Consider the following 16,137-nt stretch of genomic DNA (forward strand, 5'->3'; position numbering starts at 1 on the left):
TTGTTTCGCCAGAAGCATTGCCGGGTAGCTACGTTCGGAACTGATAACCGCTGAAAGCATCTAAGCGGGAAGCAGGCTTTGAGATGAGTTCTCACTGGGCCTTTAAGGTCCCTAAAGGGTCGTTGGAGACTACGACGTTGATAGGTCAGGTGTGTAAGGGTTGTGAGGCCTTGAGCTAACTGATACTAATTGCCCGTGAGGCTTAACCATACAACACCCAAATGGTTTTGTAAGACTGACAAGTCATAAAATATGAGTCACGTACTCAGTATGCTGAATAACGATATATATTGATTTCCAAATTGTAACTTTTTTCGCCTAGCGACAATAGCGTTGTAGAACCACCTGACCCCATGCCGAACTCAGAAGTGAAATGCAACTGCGCCGATGGTAGTGTGGGAGGTCCCATGTGAGAGTAGGTCATCGCTAGGCACTTAATTAAGAGAAACCCGTAGCTAACGCTGCGGGTTTTTTGCATCTATAGTCTTTAAAATTTCACTGCAGCATCGCTCAGTGATATTAACCTTTTAGCTCCACCACAGCACTCTTCGAACATCTATATAAAGTATGTTCTCATGAATTAGAAAAGACCGAAATGACAGATATTGAGATCTCTTGTCTACTATAGGCCAGCTTATCCATGCCGTTTTGGGCCTTTTAGCTAAGAGCACAGCGAACTTAGATATTTAGCCTCTGAGCAAAGAGTAAACAGAGTAATTGGTACATAAGTATAATTGACTAGGAGGAGCTAAATACGGATTAGAAAAGCATTTCATTTAACAAGCCATTAACGCATAATGAAAATAAAAAATAAATTATGCAGTACTTATATTCATTTTTAGCTATATCTTTACTAGCTTCTTTTCCTGCTTCTGCAGAGAGCGTCAAACGCACAGATTCTAATTTTAACTTTCCCTTCGTAGAGGGTAATCAATTAGATATCGAGCTTGAGCTTGAAACTGATCATATCGATAACTTCCTTAATCAAAAACAAGATAAGCAATCGACGACAGCATATGCGTTAAGTGCCCATGGTTTTGCTCAATTTCATGATGATAACCATTTGCTGCAAAGCTATGCCAATATCGATGCCAAGGTTTTTGATAATTTTGACGAAGACGATCACACTGACGTGGCATTGCTAGGCAAATATTTTTATCGCCTGATGCCAGCACATCGACTGTTTATTTCCTCATCGTTTGATAAGCGTTATGAATATCGAGGAACAGGTCTTTCGAGAGGTATAGCAAATACTTTCAGCAAAGGGGATAGTAAAGAAAATACGTTAGTTAATCTTGGCTATCAAATTGGTAATCTAAATAGCATTAGTCGTTTGAACGCGACTATTGGCTCAGAGCAAAGTGAATATTCAACGAGAAGAGCTGTGACTAATATTTATGATTATCAGCGACTATTTACTCAACTAGATCTTGACTACCTTATCACTGGTAAATCGTATTTGGCCTTTGATTTAGGCTTCAATGACTTTGCTTATGATAATAGTAGAGCTTCAGATAGAACTGAGGCTAGAGCTTTACTAGGCGTAAAATGGACACCAAACCAAGCTAGTAGCTTAGCTATTTTGCTTGGCTACCAAGCCGTAGATTTTGAGAACCTTGATAGAAAAGAACAGGATTTTGCTTGGCAAGGTAGTTATCACTGGAGGCCGACTGAGCGTTTTCGTTTATCTTTAATAACAGCTAGGAAGTCAGAGGTAGAAAACGAGCAAGAAAGTGAAGCAAAGATAACTGACACATACCAAGCTAGCTTAACCTACTTATTTAATGAGCGTTGGCAATTTAATACGTTAGTTCAATTTGAGCGTAAAGATACTTTGCTACGCGACGCAAGCAGATTAGATAAAGAGCTACAGCTTAGTTCAAGTGTGAGCTATCAACTCAATTCAAGTTTTACAATAGTTGGTCGATATCAATATATAGAAAGTAATAGCGACTTTTCTCCTTTTGATTACGATCGTCAACAATTCGGTGTAAGTTTGAAATACGATCTTTAATACTTATGCGACTAAAAAATATACTGATTTTGTTGTTGAGTACGGTTTTTATGTATACTGCGGTTGCTAGCTCATTTAATTATGAGTTAGGAGCCGGAGATAAAATTCTTATTACCGTATATGATGAGCCTGACCTGCGTACTGAGGTTAAGGTGAATAAATCTGGGCTTGTATCATTTCCATTTTTGGATGATATTAACGTGTTGGGTATAACGCCTGAAGCGCTCGAAAAAAGAATAACGGACGGCTTAAAGGGGGATTACTTAATTCACCCGCAGGTATCAGTATCGATAGTTGAATATCGCCCCTTCTTTATTCACGGAGAAGTTAAGCGCCCTGGTGGGTATGCATATCAAGACGATTTAAGATTGGATAAAGCGTTGGCACTTGCTGGAGGCTTAAGTGCTAGAGCATCAAAATCTGCATGGCAGATTACGCGAGAAGTTGACGGAAAAACAATAACAATAACCGCTGATATCGCGACCATAGTGTTGCCTGATGATATCATTAAAATAGAGCAGAGTTTCTTTTGAGCAATATAGACAGTACTGCCCAAACATATGCTTTTAGTGATGATGACGTATCGCTTAAAGAGTTGCTAAGTCCACTTTGGAATCGCCGTTGGCAAATACTGTCGCTTACCTTATTAATCACACTGATTGTTGCTTTTTACGCCAGTATATTAAAGCCTAAATATCAAAGCAGTGCTATTTTACAAATAGGTAGTAGTTTAGCTGCGAATACGTTATCCATTAACGAAGCCTTTAATAGTACTAATGCGTCTGACGAGCTCATTAAGACTCAATATGAAATACTGCGTTCTCGAAAGTTTGCGGAACGTGTTGTCTCAGAACTCAACTTAATGCAGCACCCCGAATTTAGGGTGAATAAATTTAATGAGAAGCTGCCATTTCTTAAGCAAGATATTAGCAAGTTACCTATACCAGCCCTGCCTGATGTGGTTGATCGTTTTCGAACGCAACTGACAATTAGCCCAATCGCATCGACAGAGTTAGTGAAAATAACCTTCAAGTCCTATTACCCCGAGCTGTCCATGCAGGTGGCGAATCAGGTCGGCCAAACATATTTAGAGTATCAAGACGAGATACACAGCTCGACTAAAGAAAATACCTCGCAATGGCTTGTTGACCAACTTGAAGAGCTAGGGAAAAAGCTAGAATCTTCTGAGCTTGCTTTACAGAACTTTATAGAAGCAGAAGGTTTGGTCGATGTTAATGGTATTTCAGGCCTAGTAAGTGATGAAATTGGCGCCTTAACCGCGGAGAGTATAGCGGCTGAGAAAGCACTTGATGATTTGAAGGTGACGCACCTATTCATTGAAAAGCATATCAATGAACCAGAAAAGCTAGCTGGTCTTAAAGAGATTAATACTAATAGCACCTACTTGCAGCTCAAAAGCAATGAAGAGCGTGTTAGTCGAAAATTGTCTGAGTTGTCGCGCCGCTATGGTCCTAAGCATCCTAAACGCATTGCGGTAGATACCGAATTAACAACACTACAATTAAGAATTCGTGAGCAGATTAATACACGAGTACAGTCAATAGAAAAAGATTATCTAACGACTATTGAAAAGGTTAAGGCGACTAAGCAGCGTTTAGCGAAAGCCAAGTCTGACTTTCTTCGTTTGAGCCGACTAAAAAATCAATTCTCTCAACTCCAGCGTGAAGTAGAAACGAATAAAGAATTGTATAGTAGTTACCTTGTGCGTTTAAAAGAAACAGACGCAATGGGCAACTACACAGCAACGTTTTACGTGCGTTTTCTGGATAAAGCCATTATTCCAAAGTCACCATTCTCACCACGCAAGTCGTTATTTGTCGCGATCAGCTTTGTGCTCTCGTTTATTGCTATTTCTATTTACATTGTGATGAGAGAGTTATTGGTTGATACCCTAAATTCTAGGCGCAAGCTTGAAAGCTTTAATGAAGCACCTGTGTTGGCTGTACTGCCTCGGTTTAAGCAACGCACAACTAAAGGTGAGGATAAGTACATTACTGACAACCGCTTTGTCGAGGCGGTTCGTACTTTGCGCACCTCGTTATTGTTTAACAGCGAGAAAAAACCACCTAAGGTGATTGCCGTTACATCTTCTGTGCCGAATGAAGGGAAGTCCACCGTGGCATTACATCTTGCGCGTTCTTACAGCGAAATGGAAAAAGTGTTACTGATAGAAGCGGACATGCGTCACCCAACGGTAGCTAAAAACCTTAACTTAGATCCGTTCCGCCCCGGCTTATCAAACTTATTGGCGAAAACGCACCAGATAAATGAGTGTATTGTCAGAGACAAACATGCCAAATTAGATATTCTAACCTCAGGTATCTCACCTGCTAACCCATTAGCATTTTTATCGATGAAGCGCTTTGATATGCTGATCAAAGTGTTTGGTAATTTCTACGATCGCATTATTATCGAGACACCACCGGTTAATGCAGTGAGCGATGCGGTGATTATCTCTCGTTTGGTGGAAAGTGTGCTTTATGTGGTGCATGGTACTAAAACTAAACGAGAACAAATTACTTCTGGGTTAAGAATGCTTAACCAAGTGAAAGCACCCATTGAGGGGATAGTGATCAACCAAAGTGAGAGCATAGACACTTCCCGCTATCAGAATAAGTATTACAATGAGCGTGCTAACATAATAAAATTACCGGTACGTAAACAGGCATAACCTGTTCTTAATATTTAACCGAGCTTGCATAGTATTTCGCACACTAGTTTGGATAGGCATCAAAATCGGTTCAAAACACGACATTACGAAGCTTTCACTTTATGCAAAACCTGCTTGCTGGCAGTGTCCGGCACCTCAACAGTATGGCAATAGATAGCCATTGCTCTAAATTAATCGAAATTAGCTCGCTGGCTGAGCTAGCTGAATTGACTATCCCTGATGAACCCTTTTATATTTTGGGCGAGGGCAGTAATACTTTATTTGTCGAATCAAACACGCCAACCCTGTTAAAACCAATGCTAAAAGGTATTGAGGTGACTGAGCAGCAAGACAAGTTTGTGCTAAACATTGGTGCGGGTGAAAACTGGCATGAGTTGGTCGAATACACAGTAATCCAAGGTATGCCAGGGTTAGAAAACTTAGCGCTTATTCCTGGCAGTATCGGTGCAGCACCTGTACAAAATATTGGTGCTTATGGGGTTGAGTTAGCTAATTTCTGCCATAGTGTAACTTGGTTTGATTTTGCAACGAAACAGCTTCAAACACTATCGGCAGCCGAGTGCCTATTTGGTTACCGAGACAGTGTTTTCAAACATGCGCTTAAAGGAAAGGGTATTATAGCGTCAGTCACGCTAGCATTACCGAAAAACTGGCAACCAGTGCTCTCTTACGCCGGATTAAATACATTACCTGAAAATGTCGACGCTAAGACGGTTATGGCTAAGGTAATTGACATTCGAAATAGCAAGCTGCCTAACCCTATTGAATTACCAAACACCGGTAGCTTCTTTAAGAATCCCATAGTTGATACCGAGCATTTTGAACAGTTACGGCAAGATTACCCTGGTATGCCTTTTTATCCGCAGCCTAATCATCGAGTAAAGCTCGCGGCTGGCTGGCTGATAGAAAAGGTTGGCTTAAAAGGTTACCGAGCAGGTGATGCAGGGGTACATGAAAAACAAGCTTTGGTACTCGTTAATTTTGGTCAAGCATCAGGTGAAGATATAGCGCAGCTAGCGCAACTGGTGATTGCTAAAGTCTTCGCAAAATTTGCTGTGCAACTAGAGCCTGAAGTTAGACTGATCGGTAAAGGCGGTGAGTGTTCACTTACTGATAGTGTCAGCTAATGTCTAAATCTGTTCGAGAAAAACTAATCAAAGCACTTGCCAGCGGTAAATTTGTCTCTGGTCAAGACATTGCCGATGAGCTTAGCGTCTCACGCGCGGCTATTTCTAAGCAAGTGACTGTGCTGCAACAAATGGGGTTAGATATTTTTAAAGTGCGTGGCAAAGGTTATCAGTTAGCGAAACCACTCGTCTTATTGGATAAGGTATCAATTAGCGATGCGCTTGGGCAGCTTTCAGCAACCAATAGTGTAGAAGTTCATACCCTTATAGACTCGACCAATGATTATTTGCTGCGTAAGTTACCCAACCAAGTAGAGCCCGGGCAGGTTTGTATTGCCGAATACCAAAGTCAGGGGCGTGGTCGTCGTGGTCGTCAATGGATTTCACCGTTTGGCTCACACTTATACCTGTCTTACTATCGTTATTTAGCGGATGGTATGTCGTCTGCTATGGGCCTAAGTTTACTCACTGCGCTTGCTATTAGTGACGCAATTAGCACGCTTTACGATGTCCAAGTGCAATTAAAGTGGCCAAATGATGTTTATCTAGATGGTGTGAAACTCGCTGGTATTTTAATTGATCTAGAAGGGCAGGCGAGTGGTGCTTGTCATAGCGTGATAGGCATTGGCTTAAATCTCAATATGCCAGAGCAAGCCGCAAATGAAATTAACCAGCCTTGGACAGATCTGCAGCGTCATTTACCTCAATCAACTGAATCGCAAATCGACCGAAACCAATTAGCGGTTGCCATAATTGTTGCGTTAAACCAACGATTGGCTCAACAAGAGACGCAAGGCATAGATGCTATGTTGGCTGACTGGCATCGACAGGATTTATTTTTAAATCAGCCTGTGCGTTTGATCACAGGTGATAAAGAGCAACAGGGTATTTGCCGTGGTGTGAATGCTCAAGGGGCACTGTTGTTTGAACAAAATGGCCAAGTAAAACCTGTGTATGGTGGTGAAGTGAGTTTGCGAGGCAATAGCTTTGAGTCATAAATCTATTGCTAAGCAGGCTAATGCTCAGCAGCTTCTAATTGATATCGGTAATACCCGTACCAAGTACTGCTTTGTCATTAATGGAGAATTGCAACCTGTAAGTTACTGCGATAATCAAGGCTTATCAGCGCAGTGGTTTAGCCAACATTGGCTTGATGTAAAGCAAATCGTCTTTGCCAGTGTGGCTCAGGAAGGCTTCTCAAGCCTGTTAACTCGGTGGGCAGAGCAAAATCGTATTCCTTGTTTGCAAGTTACTTCACCAGTACAAGCTTTTGGTGTCGTTAATGGTTATGACAATCATCGGCAACTGGGTGTAGATCGCTGGCTAGCAGTACTTGGCGCCCATAAACGCTTTCCTAATCAAAATTGCATTATTGCTGATGCTGGTACAGCAACCACTATTGATTACTTAGATAAGGCAGGGCAGCACCAAGGGGGCTGGATTCTGGCAGGTATCGAGACTTTGTTTACCAGTATTCAAGCTAATACTGCGAATGTACAAGGTGAACAATTAAATACTGAAAAGCTAGCGTTTGGCCAAAATACCAATGACAATTTGGCGCAAGCAGCATGGGCATCAACATTGGGATTGATTCAACAGGCAATCCTGCTTGCTGAGCAGCAAGATGCTGTCATTGAACAAGTCATTATGACAGGTGGTAATGGTCGGCGATTAGCTGAAATGTTAGCAGCACAGCATATTCCGACTAGCTACCTGCCTTTGTTAGTCTTTGAAGGTTTAAGTTGCTATTTAACAGATAGTGAATAACAGGCAAAGCGATTAAACTTTACACTGTTATCGCTGGTTTAGTGTAGCTAGATGTTTATTAGTAAGAGCTTTCGCGTAAAAAAGCAGCAAACAAACCAAAATCGTAAGTTTTTTAAAAACAGCTATTGCAAGCACAAAAACATTACACTAGAATGCGCACCACTTAATGTAGTGCCGACTTAGCTCAGTTGGTAGAGCAACTGACTTGTAATCAGTAGGTCGCCAGTTCGACTCCGGCAGTCGGCACCATTAATTTTCTTCTTGCCAGCAAGAAGAAAGTAAAAGATTATTGGAGGGGTTCCCGAGTGGCCAAAGGGATCAGACTGTAAATCTGACGGCTCCGCCTTCGGTGGTTCGAATCCACCTCCCTCCACCATTTTTTGCAGAGATAGTCTGGTTATAGTAAGCGGGTGTCGTATACTGGCTATTACCTTAGCCTTCCAAGCTAATGAAGCGGGTTCGATTCCCGCCACCCGCTCCATCTTTGTAAGTATGTGTGTGCTGATATAGCTCAGTTGGTAGAGCGCACCCTTGGTAAGGGTGAGGTCGGCAGTTCGAATCTGCCTATTAGCACCAGTTCTTAGATCCTCTATTCCCTCGCTATCTTTTAAATTCATTTATAACTTAATTTACCTTGAGGTATTTAAAAGTGGCTAAAGAAAAATTTGAACGTTCGAAACCGCACGTAAACGTTGGTACTATCGGACACGTTGACCACGGTAAAACTACTTTAACAGCTGCTATCTCTGCAGTATTAACAAAAACTCACGGTGGTGAAGTTCGTGATTTCGCTCAAATCGATAACGCTCCAGAAGAGCGTGAGCGTGGTATTACAATCAATACTTCTCACATCGAGTACGATACAGAAACACGTCACTATGCACACGTAGACTGTCCAGGTCACGCCGATTATGTTAAAAACATGATCACTGGTGCTGCACAAATGGACGGCGCAATCTTAGTATGTGCTGCGACTGATGGTCCTATGCCACAAACACGTGAGCACATCCTTCTTTCTCGCCAAGTAGGTGTACCTTACATCATCGTATTCTTAAACAAGTGTGACATGGTAGACGACGAAGAGTTACTTGAGCTTGTAGAGATGGAAGTTCGTGAACTTCTTTCAGAATACGACTTCCCAGGTGACGACTTACCAGTAATCCAAGGTTCTGCATTAGGCGCACTTAACGGTGAAGCACAATGGGAAGAGAAAATCCTTGAGCTTGCTAACCAGTTAGACACTTACATTCCAGAGCCAGAGCGTGCAATCGACGGTGACTTCATCTTACCAATCGAAGACGTATTCTCAATCCAAGGTCGTGGTACTGTAGTAACAGGTCGTGTTGAGCGTGGTATCATCACAGTAGGTGACGACGTAGAAATCGTAGGTATCAAAGAAACTACAACAACTACTTGTACTGGTGTTGAAATGTTCCGTAAGCTTCTAGACGAAGGTCGTGCGGGTGAGAACTGTGGTGTTCTTCTTCGTGGTACTAAGCGTGACGAAGTACAACGTGGTCAAGTACTAGCTAAGCCTGGTTCAATCACTCCACACACTAAGTTCGAGTCTGAAGTATACGTTCTTACTAAAGACGAAGGTGGCCGTCACACGCCATTCTTCAAAGGCTACCGTCCACAGTTCTACTTCCGTACAACTGACATCACTGGTGCTGTAGAGCTTCCAGAAGGTGTAGAAATGGTAATGCCTGGCGACAACCTTAAGTTTGTTGTTGAGCTAATCAACCCAATCGCGATGGACGAAGGTTTACGCTTCGCTATCCGTGAAGGTGGCCGCACAGTAGGTGCTGGTGTTGTATCTAAAATCATCGACTAATATCGATAGATTCTAGAATACACAACGAAGAAGGTCGCGAAAGCGGCCTTTTTTGCGTTTGGGGTTTAGTAAATTGTGGTGCTATTTAAAGCGGCTGAAATAATACGCTGATGCTAGGTGCTGGCGTTGTATCGCTACACCTAAGAGACGCATCGACTAAACTCGATAGATGCTAGAATACACGTTGAGAAAGTCGTGAGAGCGGCCTTTTTTGCGTTTAGGGTTTAGTAAATTGTGGTGCTATTGAAAGCGGCTGAAATAATACGCTGATGCTAGGTGCTGGCGTTGTATCGCTACACCTAAGAGACGCATCGACTAATATCGATAGATGCTAGAATACACGTTGAGAAGGTCGCGATAGCGGCCTTTTTTACGTTTAGGGTTTAGTAAATTGTGGTGCTATTTAAAGCGGCTGAAATAATACGCTGATGCTAGGTGCCGGTGTTGTATCGCTATATCTAAGAGACGCATCGACTAATATCGATAGATTCTAGAATACACAACTAAGAAGGTCGCGAAAGCGACCTTCTTTGCGTTTGGGAGTGTGGTAAAGTTGTGCCGACAATATTTGGCAGAGGTGATATGACTTTGTCGGTTTGAGAATATGGTGGTAGCGACAGCTTGAGCTTAATCATCTAAGTATCATCTTTAGGTGTTTATCTTGCTGAAATTCCTTTAAGCTTGCCAGCTATGCGCTTATTAGAATGTTTAGAAGAAAAGAATGCCGGTTACTTGCAAAAGAAAACCGTGCTCGCTATCGCCAATCGCGATCAGCAATTTTCCTTAGAATGGTTTGTTCATACCGTTAGAAGTCCTGCATTATTTGAAGAGCAAGTGTTGGCTTGTGCATTCGCACTTAAGTGGCAGCTGATCTCCCTTGAGCAGCTTGCTAGTTTGTTTGGTGATAATGCTCCTGAATCTGTTGACCCAAAATCTGTAGACGATGTATTACTCGACAACTCAGTATCAACTGAATCAATAGACCTTAATATACTTTATCGAACGCTGGGCTATGTCAGCGCAATTGTGAACTGGCAGGGGGAAAAGAGCTGTCACGATAATATTGCGGCTACTGCGATATCAAAGCTCCCTGAGAGTTTGTTTAACAATGTTCGTCAGCAAGTCACGCCACAGTTAAAAGATGTTACTTTATTTGGTGCTCAGGGCGCTGGTAGCAAAGATGCGTCTATTCGCAATAACAGTAATTTTTATACACCATTACCTAATGTATCGCTTGAGTTAGCGATCATGGAGCGCCTAACTGCGAACATGGTTGGTACAGACATTCGTTATGCCGAGCCGCCAGTTATCTTACGTTATTTACCGGGCCAATATTATCATTGGCATTATGATCATATTTACCCTCATAACAATAACATCCAGCAGCAAATTACCCAGTTTGGCCAACGTGTAACAACGGGCATATTAAACATGAATGAAGATTTCGCTGGCGGTCAAACTGAGTTTAAAGTTCCTCAACTGTCGTTATCACCCATAACAGGACAAATCATTGCTTTTAGTAATGTTGATGATAACGGTGAACGAGCGGTACAAAGCATTCATCGCGGTGCTCCTGTTGAGTCGGGTGAAAAATGGGTGATGACGCTTTGGTTTAGAGATAAACCTTTTTGGCTTCGCAATTGCTTGCTAGATGGCTAGCAAGTGCTAACCTTGTTTTCCGATTAGTGAATGTAGAGCGTAAATACAATTTAGCTTTCGTTATTTTCTTACGATTAGGTATTTAAAACATCATCAATTAGGGATTCAGTAAGGCCTTCGTATTTTGCTTGCATATTAGTGAGCATTTTATGCCATTTACGTCTGATTTTTCTTATGGTTAATGCGGTTGTTAGTTCTGAAACTTTAACCCATTCCGAGTTACCTATGTCGTCGATTATGGTTAATTTAAAGTTGTCTGGCGCTCCGGTAAGCACAATGTTTCGGGGCAATAGTGATGTTGTCACTATTCTGTTGTCTACCATGTAAGCGAATAATGCTCTTAGTGCGATTATTAGCTGATTTTGATAGCGGTAAATAAAGTTTTTCTGCTGTAGGTAGTGTTCTAAGTTACTTGCAATTTCACCATCGGTATCACGAATCACTTGGTAAATACTACCTGTGCCTAAATTGGTTTGAACATCACCGTGGTACTGGCATAAATGCGACCATGAGATGTTATTTTTGATTAATTTTTTGTAGTAAGTATTTTCACGTTCAATACTGCGCAATATTCCTCGTTGCCTTTTTAGTTGATTTTGCAATGGAATTTTCACACATAGATCAGGGTTGCGAGGATGCAAATAGCACTTTCGAGTGGTACCTTGAGCGAAATATAAGGTGTTATCTAATATGAGCACGGTATATCAATAGAATTAGTCATTATGGTCTTGAAAGTGTGGGCAATTAACGGATTATCAAGATCTCGATGTTATTGAAGCGATATTTTATTCTCAAATTAAGCATTGGCATTGGGCAAATATCACTTGAGTAAAATACTTGACTCAGTATAATGTCGCTTCACTTCTCGTGTTAGTCTTAATTTTTCCCAAACAAACTAAGAATCACCCGACAAGTGTAACCAAATTTTGGTTGAGAACTTCTAGATGAGGTTCGTTAAAAGACGAAGGGGTATAGTTCCAATTGGTAGAACAGCGGTCTCCAAAACCGACGGTTGGGAGTTCGAATCTCTCTACCCCTGCCAAATTTAAGTACAACGGTTGTACTGTAGCCTTTGCTTTTGCAAAGGTTGGTTTGTCTAGCTAGACGGAAAATACAGGTCGAATTTATGAATGCAAGTGCAGAAAACCAAGAAACTGGTTCTCTTGATGGAGTAAAGTGGGGCGTAATCTTCCTGCTATTAGGTGGTGCCGTTGTCGGTAACTTTTACTTTGCTGAGCAGTCAGTTCTGTTCCGCGCAATTGGCGTTGTTGCAGCGATTATTGTTGCCGGTCTAGTTGCCATGCAAACCGAAAAAGGTCGCACTTTTGTTGCCTTTGCCAAAGAGTCTCGTACGGAAGTACGCAAAGTTGTTTGGCCAACACGTCAAGAAGCCGTGCAAACAACAGGCATCGTATTAGTTGCTACCCTTATTATGTCATTATTGTTATGGGGTCTAGACTCAGTATTGTTCTGGGTAGTAGGTTTCATCACTGGTTTACAGGTATAGAGAATGTCTGAAGAAACGTTAACTGAAAGCGTAACTGGCGAAAACAAACCAAAACTACGTTGGTATGTTGTACAAGCGTTTTCAGGCTATGAAGCGCGTGTTCAAAAAACACTTTTAGAGCACATTGAAATTCACGGCTTAGAAGATAAATTCGGTCAAGTATTAGTACCTACCGAAGAAGTTGTGGAAATGCGCGCTGGTCAAAAGCGTAAGTCAGCACGTAAATTCTTCCCTGGCTATGTTCTAGTTGAAATGGCGATGGATGAAGAAGCGTGGCACTTAGTGAAATCTGTACCACGTGTACTGGGTTTTATCGGCGGTACTTCAGATCGCCCAATGCCAATCACCAAAAAAGAAGCAGATCGCATTTTACAGCGTCTTGAAGAAACAGATGCACCTAAGCCGAAAACATTGTTTGAAGTGGGTGAAGTGGTTCGTGTTATCGATGGTCCATTTGCTGACTTTAACGGTGTGGTTGAAGAGCTTGACTACGAGAAGAACCGCATCAAGGTATCGGTACTTATCTTTGGTCGTTCAACACCAGTTGATTTGGAATTCGGCCAAGTTGAGAAGAGCGAATAATCATATTTTATAGCTCTTTGCGATAAGCATAGAAAAAGATCTTGAAACGGCAGCGTTGATTAATTTATAATCCGCTGCCGTTTTTATTTGAGCGAATGAAAATTTGTTCTAAAAACGCGAATTTATTAACCGGGGAGCTAACACATTTCCTATGTGTTGTGTTCGAAAGAACTAGCGATAACCACCCATAACAAAGGTATTTTTAAAGATGGCTAAAAAAGTCCAAGCTTTAATCAAGCTACAAGTAGCTGCTGGTGCAGCTAACCCGTCACCACCAGTTGGTCCAGCTCTTGGTCAACACGGTGTGAACATCATGGAATTCTGTAAAGCGTTCAACGCAAAAACAGATTCTTTAGACAAAGGCGCTCCAGTTCCAGTAGTAATTACTGTATACAATGACCGTTCTTTCACGTTCGAAACTAAGACTCCACCTGCATCTTACTTACTTAAGAAAGCTGCTGGTATCAAGTCAGGTTCAGGTCGTCCTAACACTGAAAAAGTGGGTACTGTTACACGTGCTCAACTTGAAGAAATCGTTAAGATGAAAGAACCAGATCTTACAGCAGGCGACATGGACGCAGCTGTACGTACTATCGCGGGTTCTGCTCGTGCAATGGGCTTAGTGGTAGAGGGTTAATCGAATGGCTAAATTATCAAAGCGCGCTCGTCTTATCCGTGAAAAAGTAGACGTATTAAAAGATTACGAAATCAACGAAGCTATCACTCTTCTTAAAGAACTTGCTACTGCTAAGTTCAACGAAAGTGTAGACGTTGCTGTAAACCTTGGCATCGATGCTCGTAAGTCAGACCAAAACGTTCGTGGTGCTACAGTATTACCACACGGTACTGGTCGTTCTGTTCGCGTTGCTGTTTTCACTCAAGGTGCAAACGCAGACAAAGCGAAAGAAGCTGGTGCTGACGTAGTTGGTATGGAAGACCTTGCTGAGCAAGTTAAAGCAGGTCAAATGGACTTCGACGTAGTAATTGCAACTCCTGATGCAATGCGCGTAGTTGGCCAGTTAGGTCAAATCTTAGGTCCACGTGGCCTTATGCCTAACCCGAAAGTTGGTACTGTAACTCCTGACGTAGTTGCTGCGGTTAACAACGCAAAAGCTGGTCAAATCCGTTACCGTAACGACAAAAACGGCATCATCCATACAACTATCGGTAAGGTTGATTTCGAAGATGCTAAGTTACAAGAGAACTTAGAAGCATTGTTGGAAGCGCTTAAGAAAGCTAAGCCAGCAAACGCTAAAGGTCAATTCATCAAGAAGATTTCAGTATCTACTACTATGGGTGCTGGCGTTTCAGTTGAACAAGGTTCACTAAACTTCTAATCTTCTCGAGTAGAAACTTTACAGGGGTGAATTATTGAACTATAATTTTGCCCCTTTATTTTGGTAGGAGCTGGGCGACTTATCCAAATTAACTCGTTTAAACGGGTTGAGTCGGTTAAATCAAACAGTCCCGTCAAAGACCGTAGGTGAGTAGTAAAACGGTTAAATACTGAGTATTAAACTGGCTTACGTATTCTTAATTAATGCCTGCGTAGATGGTGATTACCGTGAAATTTCCTTAAATTTCTGGTCCTCGCCGTAATGGCCTAGACGGATTGGTCTGTGTAATAGCATGACTAATTGGTTTAGGGGATATGAATTACCGGTTTAACCGGTGAACCAGGAGTAAAGCCAATGGCTATCAATCTTGATGACAAAAAAGCAATTGTTGCTGAAGTTCAAGAAGCTGCCGCTGGCGCTCAGTCAGCTGTTGTTGCCGATTCTCGCGGTGTAACAGTTGAAGCGATTACTGCATTGCGTAAGCAAGCACGTGAAAACGGTGTATGGATGAAAGTTGTTCGTAACACCCTAGCACGTCGCGCAGTAGAAGGTACTCCATTCGAGTGTTTGAAAGATTCATTCGTTGGTCCTTCACTAATCGCATTCTCTAGCGAGCACCCAGGTGCTGCTGCACGTATTTTCTCTGATTTCGCCAAAGAAAACGAAATCTTTGAATTAAAAACTGCAGCGTACGAAGGTGATGTAGTAGACGTAGCTATGTTAGCTAAGTTACCTACATACGACGAAGCTATCGCTAAGTTAATGAGCGCAATGAAAGAAGCATCTGCAGGCAAACTTGTTCGTACAATTGCAGCAGTTCGCGATCAGAAAGAGTCAGAAGCTGCGTAATTTTACATTACACATACGCGGTTTTTGTTTTAATAGTTATTTATCAAACAGTTTTAAACTGTTTTATTTGTAGGAAATTGAATTATGTCTATTTCTAAAGACGATATCCTAAACGCTATTGCTGAAATGTCAGTAATGGAAGTTGTTGAATTAGTAGAAGCAATGGAAGAGAAGTTCGGCGTAACTGCTGCAGCTGCTGTTGTTGCTGCTGGTGGTGATGCAGGCGCTGCTGCTGCTGAGCAAACTGAATTCGACGTAATCCTAGAAAGCTTCGGTGGCAACAAAGTTGCTGTAATCAAAGCTGTTCGTGGTGCTACAGGTCTTGGCCTTAAAGAAGCGAAAGAAGTTGTTGAATCAGCTCCTAAAGCTCTTAAAGAAGGTGTTGAGAAGGCAGAAGCTGAAGCTCTTAAAGCTGAACTTGAAGAAGCAGGCGCTACTGTTGTTATCAAGTAATCTGTCATCTGACAGATTAGCTGCCTAATCAGGCAATGGCTGGTGATTTAAACGTCACCGGCCTTTTTGCGCTAAATAACGCTAAAATTTGAAAAGCCTTATCACAAAGGTTTTTTTTCTAAGCGAAACAGTGCAGTATTGTAGGTTAGCTTAATTTATAACCTACACTACAACTAAAAATTTAGACTTAAGCCAAGTTGATTGAGTATTTGCCATAAACCTCAGGCAAGTGCCTAATCAACTTGGCATTTAATGTCATAGCAAAAAGCCCGCTTTAGCTTTTGTCGACAAAGTTAAAGTGGATTCGGTACAACCC

Annotated in this window: 15 protein-coding genes, 5 tRNA genes and 2 rRNA genes; 21 read left to right on the forward strand and 1 reads right to left on the reverse strand. The window is 41.9% G+C overall.

Annotation, left to right across the window (positions count from 1 at the left end):
* The 14 genes from ACSLUR_RS00005 to ACSLUR_RS00070 all read left to right on the forward strand — a co-directional run.
* Positions 1-210 (forward strand): 23S ribosomal RNA (locus tag ACSLUR_RS00005); the annotation flags it as partial.
* Positions 211-317: 107 nt separating this feature from the next.
* Positions 318-432: ribosomal RNA gene (rrf, locus tag ACSLUR_RS00010) — 5S ribosomal RNA — on the forward strand.
* 385 nt (positions 433-817) lie between these two features.
* Positions 818-2,014 (forward strand): outer membrane beta-barrel protein, encoded by a 1,197-nt coding sequence (locus tag ACSLUR_RS00015; RefSeq protein WP_448550704.1) that lies wholly within the window; start codon positions 818-820, stop codon positions 2,012-2,014.
* A gap of 50 nt (positions 2,015-2,064) precedes the next feature.
* Complete coding sequence (locus ACSLUR_RS00020; RefSeq protein WP_116002254.1) at positions 2,065-2,547, forward strand: polysaccharide biosynthesis/export family protein; 483 nt, start codon at positions 2,065-2,067, stop codon at positions 2,545-2,547.
* Positions 2,544-4,706: a GumC family protein gene (locus ACSLUR_RS00025; protein ID WP_448550707.1), complete on the forward strand. Its 2,163-nt coding sequence runs from the start codon at positions 2,544-2,546 to the stop codon at positions 4,704-4,706. Before ACSLUR_RS00020 ends, ACSLUR_RS00025 begins: the two co-directional genes overlap by 4 nt.
* A 101-nt stretch (positions 4,707-4,807) precedes the next feature.
* Positions 4,808-5,833 (forward strand): UDP-N-acetylmuramate dehydrogenase, encoded by a 1,026-nt coding sequence (murB, locus tag ACSLUR_RS00030; RefSeq protein ID WP_448550709.1) that lies wholly within the window; start codon positions 4,808-4,810, stop codon positions 5,831-5,833.
* On the forward strand, positions 5,833-6,831 hold the full coding sequence (birA, locus tag ACSLUR_RS00035) for a bifunctional biotin--[acetyl-CoA-carboxylase] ligase/biotin operon repressor BirA (protein WP_448550711.1): 999 nt from the start codon (positions 5,833-5,835) through the stop codon (positions 6,829-6,831). Before murB ends, birA begins: the two co-directional genes overlap by 1 nt.
* Positions 6,821-7,600: a type III pantothenate kinase gene (locus ACSLUR_RS00040; protein WP_448550713.1), complete on the forward strand. Its 780-nt coding sequence runs from the start codon at positions 6,821-6,823 to the stop codon at positions 7,598-7,600. The genes birA and ACSLUR_RS00040 overlap by 11 nt, the downstream gene beginning before the upstream one ends.
* A 173-nt stretch (positions 7,601-7,773) precedes the next feature.
* Positions 7,774-7,849: transfer RNA gene (locus ACSLUR_RS00045), tRNA-Thr, on the forward strand.
* 42 nt (positions 7,850-7,891) lie between these two features.
* Positions 7,892-7,976, forward strand: a tRNA-Tyr gene (locus ACSLUR_RS00050).
* A 30-nt stretch (positions 7,977-8,006) separates the two neighbouring features.
* Positions 8,007-8,081: transfer RNA gene (locus tag ACSLUR_RS00055), tRNA-Gly, on the forward strand.
* A 19-nt stretch (positions 8,082-8,100) separates the two neighbouring features.
* A tRNA-Thr gene (locus ACSLUR_RS00060) sits at positions 8,101-8,176 on the forward strand.
* Between the two features lie 73 nt (positions 8,177-8,249).
* Positions 8,250-9,434: an elongation factor Tu gene (tuf, locus tag ACSLUR_RS00065; protein ID WP_115998782.1), complete on the forward strand. Its 1,185-nt coding sequence runs from the start codon at positions 8,250-8,252 to the stop codon at positions 9,432-9,434.
* Between the two features lie 690 nt (positions 9,435-10,124).
* Positions 10,125-11,093: a prolyl hydroxylase family protein gene (locus ACSLUR_RS00070; RefSeq protein WP_448550715.1), complete on the forward strand. Its 969-nt coding sequence runs from the start codon at positions 10,125-10,127 to the stop codon at positions 11,091-11,093.
* A gap of 74 nt (positions 11,094-11,167) precedes the next feature.
* Here ACSLUR_RS00070 and ACSLUR_RS00075 read toward each other — a convergent pair whose 3' ends face one another.
* A complete protein-coding gene (locus ACSLUR_RS00075) occupies positions 11,168-11,791 on the reverse strand; it encodes a YrbL family protein (RefSeq protein WP_448550717.1) in 624 nt (207 codons plus the stop codon).
* Positions 11,792-12,058: 267 nt separating this feature from the next.
* On the opposite strand from ACSLUR_RS00075, the gene ACSLUR_RS00080 reads away from it, so the two are divergent.
* The 7 genes from ACSLUR_RS00080 (at position 12,059) to rplL (ending at position 15,821) form a co-directional block, all read left to right on the forward strand.
* Positions 12,059-12,135: transfer RNA gene (locus ACSLUR_RS00080), tRNA-Trp, on the forward strand.
* An 84-nt stretch (positions 12,136-12,219) separates the two neighbouring features.
* Positions 12,220-12,600, forward strand: a complete 381-nt coding sequence (secE, locus tag ACSLUR_RS00085) for a preprotein translocase subunit SecE (RefSeq protein ID WP_115998785.1) — start codon at positions 12,220-12,222, stop codon at positions 12,598-12,600.
* Between the two features lie 3 nt (positions 12,601-12,603).
* The gene (gene nusG / locus ACSLUR_RS00090; protein ID WP_115998786.1) at positions 12,604-13,182 is read left to right on the forward strand and encodes a transcription termination/antitermination protein NusG; all 579 of its coding nucleotides are present in this window, start codon (positions 12,604-12,606) and stop codon (positions 13,180-13,182) included.
* A 208-nt stretch (positions 13,183-13,390) separates the two neighbouring features.
* A complete protein-coding gene (rplK, locus tag ACSLUR_RS00095) occupies positions 13,391-13,819 on the forward strand; it encodes a 50S ribosomal protein L11 (protein ID WP_115998787.1) in 429 nt (142 codons plus the stop codon).
* Between the two features lie 4 nt (positions 13,820-13,823).
* Complete coding sequence (gene rplA, locus ACSLUR_RS00100) at positions 13,824-14,519, forward strand: 50S ribosomal protein L1 (RefSeq protein WP_115998788.1); 696 nt, start codon at positions 13,824-13,826, stop codon at positions 14,517-14,519.
* 354 nt (positions 14,520-14,873) lie between these two features.
* A complete protein-coding gene (gene rplJ, locus ACSLUR_RS00105; RefSeq protein WP_115998789.1) occupies positions 14,874-15,368 on the forward strand; it encodes a 50S ribosomal protein L10 in 495 nt (164 codons plus the stop codon).
* An 84-nt stretch (positions 15,369-15,452) separates the two neighbouring features.
* The gene (rplL, locus tag ACSLUR_RS00110) at positions 15,453-15,821 is read left to right on the forward strand and encodes a 50S ribosomal protein L7/L12 (RefSeq protein WP_448550722.1); all 369 of its coding nucleotides are present in this window, start codon (positions 15,453-15,455) and stop codon (positions 15,819-15,821) included.
* Positions 15,822-16,137: the final 316 nt, after the last annotated feature.

The organism is Thalassotalea montiporae (genome assembly GCF_053485855.1).

What these genes read in the sequence shown, in the direction of transcription:
- ACSLUR_RS00015 (WP_448550704.1), top strand. Translation starts at nt 818, where the DNA reads ATGCAGTACTTATATTCATTTTTAGCTATATCTTTACTAGCTTCTTTT.
- ACSLUR_RS00020 (WP_116002254.1), top strand. Translation starts at nt 2,065, where the DNA reads ATGTATACTGCGGTTGCTAGCTCATTTAATTATGAGTTAGGAGCCGGA.
- murB (WP_448550709.1), top strand. Translation starts at nt 4,808, where the DNA reads ATGCAAAACCTGCTTGCTGGCAGTGTCCGGCACCTCAACAGTATGGCA.
- birA (WP_448550711.1), top strand. Translation starts at nt 5,833, where the DNA reads ATGTCTAAATCTGTTCGAGAAAAACTAATCAAAGCACTTGCCAGCGGT.
- ACSLUR_RS00070 (WP_448550715.1), top strand. Translation starts at nt 10,125, where the DNA reads ATGCGCTTATTAGAATGTTTAGAAGAAAAGAATGCCGGTTACTTGCAA.
- secE (WP_115998785.1), top strand. Translation starts at nt 12,220, where the DNA reads ATGAATGCAAGTGCAGAAAACCAAGAAACTGGTTCTCTTGATGGAGTA.
- nusG (WP_115998786.1), top strand. Translation starts at nt 12,604, where the DNA reads ATGTCTGAAGAAACGTTAACTGAAAGCGTAACTGGCGAAAACAAACCA.
- rplK (WP_115998787.1), top strand. Translation starts at nt 13,391, where the DNA reads ATGGCTAAAAAAGTCCAAGCTTTAATCAAGCTACAAGTAGCTGCTGGT.
- rplA (WP_115998788.1), top strand. Translation starts at nt 13,824, where the DNA reads ATGGCTAAATTATCAAAGCGCGCTCGTCTTATCCGTGAAAAAGTAGAC.
- rplJ (WP_115998789.1), top strand. Translation starts at nt 14,874, where the DNA reads ATGGCTATCAATCTTGATGACAAAAAAGCAATTGTTGCTGAAGTTCAA.
- rplL (WP_448550722.1), top strand. Translation starts at nt 15,453, where the DNA reads ATGTCTATTTCTAAAGACGATATCCTAAACGCTATTGCTGAAATGTCA.